The organism is Goodfellowiella coeruleoviolacea, assembly GCF_024171785.1.
GTDB classification, from domain to species: Bacteria; Actinomycetota; Actinomycetes; order Mycobacteriales; family Pseudonocardiaceae; genus Goodfellowiella; species Goodfellowiella coeruleoviolacea.
Genome location: NZ_JAMTCK010000030.1, coordinates 16,720 through 28,290, shown reverse-complemented (window position 1 = coordinate 28,290; position 11,571 = coordinate 16,720). Strand labels below are relative to the sequence as shown.

Annotated in this window: 1 protein-coding gene; it reads right to left on the bottom strand. The window is 76.0% G+C overall.

From position 1 onward, the window contains the following. Window positions 1-57: 57 nt before the first annotated feature. A complete protein-coding gene (locus tag LX83_RS36595) occupies window positions 58-11,553 on the bottom strand; it encodes a type I polyketide synthase (protein WP_253780503.1) in 11,496 nt (3,831 codons plus the stop codon). Window positions 11,554-11,571: the final 18 nt, after the last annotated feature.

Here is an 11,571-nt window from a genome sequence, read left to right as displayed (position 1 = left end):
CGGACCCCCGCAAAGTCCGGGTGGCCACCCCTACGATCGGGGTGGCCTGCCCCCGGGTCAGCGAATGCCGAACTCGTCGCTGATCAGGTCGAGCAGTTGGGCCGCGTCGGCCGAGCCGAGGTCGTCGTCGCCGTCCGACGCGTCGTCGGCGGCGCTGCCGGTGTCGCGCTCGACGCGGGCGAGCAGCACCCGCAGGCGGCTGGCCAGTGCGCGGTCGCCGTCCGCGACAGCCCGGTCCTGCCAGGCGCGTTCCAGACCGTCCAGTGCGGCGAGCACCGGATCCGGCGTCCCGGCCGCGTCCAGGTCGAGGTCGCTGACGAGGCGTGCGGCCACGTCGGCCGCGGTCGGGTAGTCGAAGACGAGCGTCGCCGGCAGGCGCACCCCGGTGCGGTCGACCAGGCGGTTGCGCAGTTCGACCGCCATCAGCGAGTCGAACCCGACCGTGGTGAAGGCCTTGGTGGGCGGGATGCCCGCGCCGGGCGGCAGGCCGGCCACCGCGCCCGCCTCGGCCCGCACCAGGTCGGTGAGCGTGGTCAGCCGGTCGGCCGGGGACAGCGGCGCGAGACGGCGCGTGAGGTCCGCCGCCGGGGCCGCGGTCTGCGTGGGCTTCGGCGCCGTGAGCGAGCGCAGCAGCACGGGCAGGGTCGTGTCGTCCGACCGCCCCGACAGGGCCTTCGTGTCGATCCGGATGGGTACCAGGGTGGCGTCCCCGGCGGCCACGGCCCGGTCGAAGACGTCGGCGCCGGTCTCGGCCGTGAACGGGAGCAGGCCGGCGCGGGCGATGCGTTTGCGGTCGGTGTCGGTGAGCGCCGCGGTCATGCCGCCGGCCTCCGCCCAGGGGCCCCAGGCCAGTGCGGTGGCGGGCAGGCCGAGGGCGGTGCGGTGGCGGCAGAGGGCGTCGGCGTAGGCGTTCGCGGCCGCGTAGTTGGCCTGGCCCGCCGAGCCGAACGTGCCCGCGGCCGAGGAGAACACCACGAACGCGGCCAGCTCGGCGTCCTGGGTGAGCTGGTGCAGGTGGTGGGTGGCGTCGGCCTTGACCCGCAGCACGCGGTCGACCTGTTCCGGGGTGAGTGAGGTGATCACCCCGTCGTCGACCACGCCGGCCACGTGCAGCACGCCGCGCAGCGGCCGGTCGGCCGGGATCGCGTCGAGGGCCGCGCGCAGCGTCTCGCGGTCGGCCACGTCCCCGGCGACCCAGCGGACCGAGGCGCCGTGTTCACCGAGTTCGCGGGTGAGTTCGGCGGCGCCGGGGGCGTGCTCGCCGGTGCGGCTGAGCAGCAGCAGGTCGCGCACGCCGTGCGTCACGACCAGGTGGCGGGCGAAGAGCGTGCCGAGCATCCCGGTCGCGCCGGTGACCAGCACGGTGCCGCTCGCCGGCCACGTCGGTCCGTCGGTTTCGGCGGTGACCCGGGTCAGCCGGGGCACCCAGGCCCGGCCGTCGCGCAGCCGCACCTGGGTCTGACCAGTGGACTCGGCCAGGCGCAGCGCGATCCGTGCCGCGTCGGCCTGCTCGCCAGGGGCGACGTCGACCAGCACGATGCGGCCGGGGTGTTCCAGCTGCGCCGAGCACAGCACGCCCCACGCCGCGGCGTGCGCCAGGTCGGGCCGGTCGGAGGTGGCGTCGACGGTGCGCACGACCAGGCGGGTGCCGTCGTCGGGTTCGGTGACGAAGTCGCGCACGGTCCGCAGCAGCTGCCCGACCAGTTCGTGCGTGGCGGCCGGGTCGAGCGGGTCGGTGGACGGGTCGAGCAGGACGGTGACGGCCTTGGGCGGCACGGCCCGCGCGTCGGTGGCGGGCGCGGGCACCCAGTCGGTGCGGTAGAGGTCGTCGTGGCGGCGCACGCCGGTGGTCTCGCGCAGGGTGAGCGAGCCGATGCGCGCGACCGGCGTCCCGTCGGCGTCGAACGCGTCCACCGCGACGGTGTCGGTTCCGATCTCCCGGATGCGCACGCGCAGCGCGGTCGCCCCGGAGCGCCAGACGGTCACGTCGGCGAAGGCGAACGGCAGTTTCGGCCGGCTCCCGGCGGAGGCGCCGGGCCGGAAGGCGAGCGCGTGCAGTGCCGCGTCGAGCAGCGCCGGGTGCACGCCGTAGCCGCCCGCGGCCGCGGTGGGCAGGGTGACCTCGGCGAGGACGTCGTCGCCGTGCCGCCAGGCCGCCGTCAACCCGCGGAACGCCGGCCCGTAGGTGAACCCGACGGCCACGGCGTCGTCGTAGAACGTGGTGGCGACCTCGATGGGGGTGGCGTCGGCCGGCGGCCACGCTCCGGGCTCGGCGGCGGGTGGTGGTGTCTGCTCGGCGAGGCGTCCCTCGGCGTGCCGGGTCCACTCCTGGCCGTCGGCGCTGGAGTGGACGGTCACCTGGCCGTCGGGCGCGACCGCGACCTGCACCCGCACGCCGCCCTCGGTGGGCAGCGGGAGCGGGCTGTGCAGGTCCAGTTCGGCGAGGGTGGGTCGGCCGGTGCGGGCGCCGGCCCAGGTGGCCAGTTCGACGAAGCCGGTGCCGGGGAAGATGACCGTCTCCTGCACGGCGTGGTCGGCCAGCCACGGCTGCCGGTCGCGGGCCAGCTCGCCCGCGAAGAGCACGTCGCCGTCCGGGGTGGGCAGGGTGGCGGCGAGCAGCGGGTGGCCGGTGCCGGGCAGGCCCGGCTCGCCGGTCCCGACGGGCTCGGGCCAGTACCGGGCGCGTTGGAAGGCGTAGGTGGGCAGGTCCACGCGGCGCGCACCCGAGCCGGACAGCACCGAGGGCCAGGAGACGGCGACGCCTCGGCCGTGCGCGGCGGCCAGGGCCGCGAGCAGCAGGGCCGGCTCGTCGCCGTCGCGGGCCAGCACGGGTAGGCACTCGGCGTCGGCCGCGGTCGCGTCGAGGCAGCCGGTGACCATCGGGCTGAGCACGCCGGTGGGACCGAGTTCGAGGAAGGTCCGCACGTCCTCCCGCAGCAGGGTGTCAACGCCGGCCGCGAACCGGACGGTCTCGCGCGCGTGCCGCACCCAGTACGCCGGGTCGGTGATCTCCTCGGCGGTGACCAGCTCGCCGGTGAGGTTGCTGACGATCGGCAACCGCGGTGGGGTGAAGGTGAGTTCGGCCAGCACTTCGGCGAACGGGGCCAGCATCGGCTCCATGAGCGCCGAGTGGAAGGCGTGGCTGACGGCGAGGCGGCGCACCCGCACGCCCCGGGCCACCAGCGCCGTGGCGAGCCGGTCCAGCTCCGCCCCGGGGCCGGCCAGCACCGTGGCGTTCGGCGCGTTGACGGCCGCGACGGACACGCCCGCGCCGGCCAACTCGGCCGCCTCGGCTTCGGGTAGTGCCACGGCGAGCATGCCGCCGCCGTCGGGCAGTGCCTGCATGAGCGCGCCGCGGGCGGCGACCAGGCGGCACGCGGCGGGCAGGCTCAGCACGCCGGCCACGTGGGCCGCGGTGATCTCGCCGATCGAGTGGCCGAGCAGGAAGTCGGGGCGCACGCCCCAGCTCTCCAGGAGCCGGAAGAGCGCCACCTCGACGGCGAACAGCGCCGGCTGGGTGTAGGCGGTGCGGTCGAGCAGGTCGCTGTCGCCGAGCACGTCGCGGAGCGGCCGGTCGAGGTGGTCGTCGAGGTGGCGGCACACCTCGTCAACGGCCTCGGCGTAGACCGGGAACCGCTGGCGCAGGCCGGCTCCCATGCCGACGCGCTGGGCGCCCTGCCCGGAGAAGAGGATGGCGAGCCCGCCGTCGACGGCCTCCCGCACCTTCCCGCGGCCGTCGCGCAGTTCGGCGAGCGCGGCGAGGGCCGATTCCCGGTCGGTGACCGGCAGCGCGGCCCGGTGGTCGAGCGCGGCCCTGGTCGTGGCCAGCGAGTGCGCCACGTCGTCGAGGTCGAGTTCGGGGTCGGCCGCGACCAGGTCGTGCAGCCGGCCGGCCTGCGCGGCCAGGGCCTGGCGGCTGGCGCCGGAGAGCAGCCACGGCATCGGCAGCGGCTCGCCCTTGTCCACCGGTTCGGTCGCCGGCGCCTGTTCGAGGACGACGTGCGCGTTGGTGCCGCTGATGCCGAACGAGGACACCGCCGCGCGGCGCGGGCGGTCCAGCTCGGGCCAGGGTTCGGCGGTGGCGAGCAGGCGCACCTGCCCCGCGCTCCAGTCGACGTGCGGGGAGGGCTCGTCCAGGTGCAGCGAGCGCGGCATGACGCCGTGCCGCAGGGCCAGGACGGCCTTGATCACGCCGCTGATGCCGGCCGCCGCCTGCGCGTGGCCGATGTTGGACTTCAGCGACCCCAGCCGCAGCGGGGTGTCGCGCTCGCCGCCGTAGACGTCGAGCACGGCCTGGGCCTCGATCGGGTCGCCGAGCCGGGTTCCGGTGCCGTGCGCCTCGACCAGGTCCACTTCGGACGGACGCAGGCCGGACCGGTCCAGCGCGGCCCGGATGACGCGGCGCTGCGCGGCGCCGCTGGGCGCGGTGAGCCCGTTGGACGCGCCGTCGGAGTTGATGGCGCTGCCCCGCAGCACGGCCAGGACGGGATGGCCGTTGCGGCGGGCGTCCGAGAGCCGTTCCAGGATGACCACGCCGACGCCCTCGGACCAGGCGGTGCCGTCCGCGCCCGCCGCGAACGCCTTGCAGCGGCTGTCCACGGCCAGGCCGCCCTGCCGGGCGAAGTCGTCGAAGAGGAACGGGCTGGAGATGATCGCCACGCCGCCCGCGACGGCCAGGTCGCACTCGCGGTCGCGCAGCGCGTTCGCGGCGTTGTGCAGTGCCACCAGCGAGGACGAGCAGGCGGTGTCGACGGTGACGGCCGGGCCTTCCAGGCCGAGCACGTAGGCGACGCGGCCGGAGACCACGCTGGCGGACAGGCCGGTCACGCCGTAGCCGGCCATGGTCTCCGACGCCGGGTCGAACAGCGCGGAGTAGCCCTGGGTGGAGGCGCCGATGAACACGCCGGTGCGGCTGCCGCGCAGCGTGCGGGCGTCGGTGCCCATCCGCTCGATCGCCTCCCAGACCACCTCCAGCATCAGCCGCTGCTGCGGGTCCATGGTGAGCGCCTCGCGCGGGGTGATCCCGAAGAACCCGGCGTCGAAGGAGGCGACGTCGGTCAGGAAGCCGCCCTCGAACCTCTGCCCGCCGGCGGTCCGCTCGGGCCAGCCGCGGTCGGTGGGCATGGCGGAGATGGCGTCGCGCTCGTCGAGCAGCAGCTGCCACAGCTCGTCCGGTGTCTCCACCCCACCCGGGTAGCGGCAGGCCATGCCCACGATGACCAGCGGGTCGCCGGTGGTGTCCTCGGCGGCGACCGGCGCGGGCGGCTCGGCCGAGGGCGCGGGGTCGGCCACGCCGAGCAGTTCACCGAGCAGGTAGCGGGCCAGCTCCTGCGGGGTGGGGTGGTCGAACACCAGCGTCACCGGCAGCCGGAGCCCGGTGGCGGTGGACAGCCGGTTGCGGAACTCGACGCCGGTCAGCGAGTCGAAGCCCAGCTCGCGGAACGCGCTGGTGGGCTTCACCGCCTCCGGGTCGGAGTGGCCGAGGACGGTCGCCGCGTTCGCGCGCACCAGTGTGAGCAGCACGCGGTCGCGCTCGGAGGCGGTCAGCGGCGCCACCCGGTCGCGCAGTGACCGCTCGTCGGCGCCGGTGCTGCCGGCGCTGACGCGGCGGCGGGTCACCGGTCGGACCAGGCCGCGCAGGATCGGCACCAGGGCGTCGCCCTGGGCGGCCAGCGCGGCGGTGTCGAACGGGGCGGGCACCAGCGTGGGCAGGCCGGTGGCCACCGCCGCGTCGAACAGGCCCAGCCCCTGCTCGGTGGAGATCGGCAGGGCGCCGCCCCGGCTGAACCGGGCCAGGTCGCCGTCGCCGAGGTGCTGCGACATCGCGCTGCGCTGCGCCCAGAAGCCCCAGGCCAGCGCGAGGGCGGCGCGGCCGGTGGCACGGCGGCGCTGGGCCAGCCCGTCCAGCATCGCGTTCGCGGCGGCGTAGTTGCCCTGTCCCGGCCCGCCCATGGTGGCGGCCAGCGACGAGAACAGCACGAACATCGCCAGGTCGAGGTCCTGGGTCAGCTCGTCGAGCAGCAGCGCGCTGTCCACCTTGGCGCGCAGCACGCGGACGGTCTGCGCAACGGTCAGCGTCTCGATCAGGCCGTCCTGCAGCGCGCCGGCGGCGTGCAGCACACCGGTCAGCGGGTGCTCGGCGGGGATCGAGCCCAGCAGGCCGGTCAGCTCCTCCCGGTCGGTGACGTCGCAGGCGACGACCGTGACCTCGGCGCCCCGCGCGGCGAGGTCGGCGACGAGGTCGGCCGCGCCCGCGGAGTCCGGCCCGCGGCGTCCGGTCAACAGCAGGTGACGCACGCCGTACTCGGCGACCAGGTGCCGGGCCAGCAACGAGCCGAGCATGCCGAGGCCACCGGTGATGAGCACGGTCCCGGCGGGGTCGAGCGGCCGGGGCACGCTCAGCACCGCCTTGCCGACCAGCGCCGCCTGGCTCAGGGCGCGGAACGCGGATCGGGCCCGGCGCACGTCGAAGGTGTTGACCCGCGGTGGGTGCAGCGCGCCCTGGGCGATCAGCGCGGCGATCTCGGCCAGCATCTCGCCGAGCCGGTCGTAGCCGGCCTCCATCAGGTCGTAGACCCGGTAGCGGACGCCCGGGTGGTCGCGGGCGACCTGCTCGGCGTCGCGCTTGTCGGTCTTGCCCATCTCCAGGAACCGGCCGCCCTCGCCGAGCAGCCGCAGGCCCGCGTCGACGAACTCGCCGGCCAGGCAGTCCAGCACCACGTCGACGCCGGTGCCGCCGGTGGCCGCCCGGAAGGCGTCCTCGAAGTCGAGGGTGCGGGAGCTGGCGATGCGCTCCTCGGGGATCCCCCAGTCGCGCAGCAGCTGCTGCTTGGCCGGGCTCGCGGTGGCGTAGACCTCCAGACCCAGGTGCCTGGCCAGTTGCAGCGCGGCGGTGCCGACGCCGCCGGCCGCCGCGTGCACCAGCAGTTTCTCCCCCGGCTGGACCTGGGCGAGGTCGACCAGGCCCATGTAGGCGGTGAGGAAGGCGACCGGCATCGCCGCCGCCTCCTCGAAGGTCCAGCCCGCCGGCATGGGCACGAGCAGGCGCTCGTCGGTGACGCCGACCGGGCCGAGCGACTCGGCGGTCAGGCCCATCACCCGGTCGCCCACCGCGAACCGGGTCGCCCCGGGGCCGACCGCGGTGACCACGCCGGCCACCTCGCCACCGAGCCCGGACAGGCCGGGCACCAGGTTGAGCGCGACCACGACGTCCTTGAAGTTCAGGCCGGCGGCCCGGATGTTCAGCCGGACCTGGCCCTCGGTCAGGTCGGCCAGCCCACCCGGGTACGGCTCCAGCTCCAGGCCCTCGATGGTGCCCGGCTGCCGGTTCCCGACCCGCCAGGAGGTCTCGCCGGGCGGCGGGAGCAGGACGCCCGACCGGTCCCAGCGGCCGAGCCGGGGCACCCGCAGTGTGCCGGCGCGGATCGCGACCTGCACCTCACCGGTGGCCAGTGCGGCGGGCAGCGCCGCCCAGGAGGCGGCCGTGCCGTCCACGTCGACGATGGCGAACCGGCCGGGGTGCTCGGACTGGGCGGAGCGCAGCAGGCCCCACACGCCGGCGCCGGACAGGTCGGTGACGCCCGCCTCGGGTTCGGTGCCGACCGCGCCGGTGGTGACGAACACCAGGCGGGTGTCGTCGCAGCGGCGCTCCGCCAGCCAGCGCTGCAGCAGTTCCAGCGTGGTGAGGACGGGCGGCCAGGACGCGTCTCCCCCGGCGGGCACGAGCACGTCCGCGGGCCGGTCCGCGTCGGCGACGCGGTCGAGCAGGTCGTCGAGGCCGGTGGCGACGGTCGCGTCGGGCAGCACGTCCGGCGGCAGCGCGGGACCGCCCGCGGTGAGGATCGCCCGGGTGACCGGGGCCAGTTGCTCCGGTGCGGGCAGCTCGGGCCAGCGCACCTGGTGCAGTGCCTCGTCCCTGGCAGGAGTCAGGGCGGCCTTGCCGAGCGGGCGCACCACCAGGTTCTCGGCGGTCAGCACCGGCTCGCCCGCGGCGTCGGCGACCTCGACGGCGACCGAGTCCGGGCCGGTCAGCGTCAACCGGACGCGCAGCCGGGTGGCGCCGCCGGCGTGCAGGCGCACGCCGCGCCAGGAGAACGGCAGCCGGACGTCGTCCTGGCCGTCGCCGAGCACGAACGACGCGTGCAGGGCCGCGTCGAGCAGCGCCGGGTGCAGGCCGAACCGGGCGGCGTCCGGGTGGGCGGCCTCGGGCAGCACCGCCTCCGCGCACACCTCGCCGTCGCCCCGCCACAGCCGGCGCAAGCCCCGGAAGGTGGGGCCGTAGCCGTAGCCGGCGGCGGCCATCCGCTCGTAGTGCGTCGCGCCGTCGACCTCCGCCAGGCCCGCCGGCGGCCACGCGGTCAGCCCCTGGCCGTCGGGAGCGTCCGCGGTCTCGGTGAGCACGCCGGACGCGTGCCGGGTCCAGCCGAGCGCGGTCGTCTCGTCGCGCAGCCGGCTGTAGACGCCGAACTCGCGGGTGCCGTCCGCGCCGGGCGCCTCCACCCGCACCTGCACGTCCAGTCCGCCGGTGGCCGGGAGCACCATCGGCACCTGCAGCGTCAGCTCGTCCACCTGGGCGCAGCCCACCTGGTCGCCGGCGAGCACGGCCAGGTCGAGCAGGCCGGTGCCGGGGAACAGCACGCGGTCGCCGACCGGGTGGTCGGCCAGCCACGGCTGGCGGGACAGGTCGAGCCGGCCGGTCAGCACCACGCCGTCGCCGTCGGCCAGCACCACCGCGCCGCCGAGCACGGGGTGGTCCAGGGGCCGCAGGCCGAGGGAGCCGGCGTCCGCGGTCCCGGCGTGGATCGCGGTCCACAGGTGCTGGTGCTGGAAGGCGTACGTGGGCAGGTCGATGCGGCGCGCGCCGGGGAAGAGCGCCGCCCAGTCGACGGTGGCGCCGTGGACGAACGCGCGGGCCAGCGCCCGGTGGAACTGGCGCACGCCGCCGCTGTCCCGGACCAGGGTGCCCGACGCCGTGGCGGCCTGGCCGGTGTCCTCGACGATCTGCTGGATCGGCACGGCGAGCATCGGGTGCGGTGAGATCTCCAGGAAGACCGTGTGCCCGTCGGTGAGCAGCGCCCGCACGGCCGACTCGAACAGCACGGTCTGCCTGGCGTTGCGGTACCAGTAGTCGGCGTCCAACCCGGCGGTGTCGATGAGGGCACCGGCCACCGTGGAGTAGAAGGCGATGCTGCCGCTGGTCGGCCGGACCGGGGCGAGCGTGTCGAGCATGCCGTCCCGCAGCGGGTCGAGCAGCACGGAGTGGCCCGCGGTCTCCACCCCCGTGATGACCCGCGCGCGGATGCCGTCCCGCTCGCACTCGGCGACGAACTCCCGGCACGCCGCGGGCTCGCCACCGACCGTCGAGGTGGTGGGCCCGTTGACGGCGGCCAGCGACAGCCGTCCCGTCCAGCGGGCCAGCCGCTCCCGGGTCTGCTCGGCGCTCAGCATCACCGACGCCATGCGGCCGTCCACCAGGCTCATCGCCTTGCTGCGCAGCGCGACCACGCGCGCGGCGTCGCGCAGGCTGATCGCGCCGGCCACGTACGCGGCGACGATCTCGCCCTGCGAGTGGCCCACCACCGCGGCCGGGCGGACCCCGGCGTGCTGCCACAGTGCGGCCAGGCCGGCCATGACGGTGAACAGCACCGGTTGGATCACGTCGGTGCGGCTGGTCGACGGCGCGTCCGGCGCGCCGCGCAGCACGCCGAGCACGTCCCAGTCCAGGAACTCGGCGAGGGCCTCGGCGCAGCGGGCGGCCTCGGCGGCGAAGACCGGGGACTGCTCCAGCAGTTCGCGGGCCATGCCTGGCCACTGGCCGCCCTGCCCGCCGAAGACGAACACGACCGGGCCGGGCGTGGCCACGCCGGTGATCACGTCCGGGTCCTCGCCCGCGGTCTGGTCGCCGCTCGCGTCGGCGAAGGCCGTCAACCGCGACGTCAGGTCGTCCCGGTCGGCGCCGAGCACGGCGACCCGGTGCTCCAGCGCGGTGCGGGTGACCGCGAGCGACAGCCCGACGTCGGCCGGCGAGTGCTCGGGCCGGTCCGCGAGGTGGGCGAGCAGCCGCCGGGCCTGGTCGCGCAGGGCGGGCTCGGAGCGGGCGGAGAGCACCCACGGCAGTGGCCCGCCGGGGTGCGCGGCCGCGGGCTCCGCCCCCGCGTCGTCCGCCGGGGCGGGGGCCTGCTCGACGATCACGTGGGCGTTGGTGCCGCTGATGCCGAAGGACGACACCCCGGCCCGGCGCGGGCGCCCGTCGGCCGGCCACTCGCGCTCGGCCTGCAGCAGCCGCACCGCCCCGGCCGACCAGTCCACAAAGGACGACGGCCGTTCCGCGTGCAGCGTGCGCGGCAGCGTCTCGTGCCGCATCGCCTGGACCACCTTGATCACCCCGGCGATGCCGGCGGCGGCCTGGGTGTGGCCGATGTTGGACTTCACCGAGCCGAGCCACAGCGGGCGGTCGGCCGCGCGGGTGCGCCCGTAGGTGGCCAGCAGCGCGTCCGCCTCGATCGGGTCGCCGAGCTTGGTGCCGGTGCCGTGCGCCTCGACCACGTCGATGTCGCTGGCGGCCAGCTTGGCGTCGGCCAGCGCGGCGCGGATGACCCGCTGCTGCGACGGCCCGTTGGGTGCGGTCAGGCCGTTGGACGCGCCGTCGGAGTTGACCGCGGTGCCTCGGACGAGCCCGACGACCGGGTGCCCGTTGCGCCGCGCGTCGGACAGCCGCTCCACCGCCAGCACCGCGACGCCCTCGCCCCAGCCGGTGCCGTCGGCGTCGTCGCTGAACGCCTTGGACCGGCCATCCGGGGCGAGCGCCCGCTGCCGCGACAGGGTCACCAGCGCCGCGGTCGTGGACATCACGGTGACGCCGCCGGCCAGGGCCAGGTCGCACTCGCCGTTGCGCAGCGCGCGCACCGCGAGGTGCAGCGCCACCAGCGACGACGAGCAGGCGGTGTCCACGGTGACCGACGGCCCCTCCAGCCCCAGCGCGTAGGACAGCCGGCCGGAGACCACGCTGTTGGAGGTGCCGGTGGACGCGTACCCGTCGAGGCCGTCCGGTGCCGCGGCCAGCAGCAGCGCGTAGTCCTGCTGGGAGATGCCGGCGAAGACGCCGGTGCGGCTGCCGCGCAGGCCGGTGATGTCGATGCCGGCCCGTTCCAGCGCCTCCCACGACGTCTCCAGCAGCTGGCGCTGCTGCGGGTCCATCCCGACGGCCTCGCGCGGCGAGATCCCGAAGAACTCCGGGTCGAAGTCGGCGACGTCGTGCAGGAAGCCGCCTTCGCGGACGTAGCAGGTACCGGGGTGGTCCGGGTCGGGGTGGTAGAGCTGGTCGAGCGGCCAGCCGCGGTCGGTCGGGAACCCGCCGATCGCGTCCGTGCCGGTGTGCACCAGCTCCCAGAGGTCCTCGGGCGAGCGCACGCCGCCGGGCAGGCGGCAGGCCATGCCGACGATGGCCACCGGCTCGTCGCGCTGTGCCTCCAGCTCGCTGATCCGGCGCCGCGACTTGTGCAGATCCGCGGTGACCCACTTCAGGGCGTCGCGGAGTTCGTTGTCAGTGGCCATGGGGCTCGCTCCCGCTGG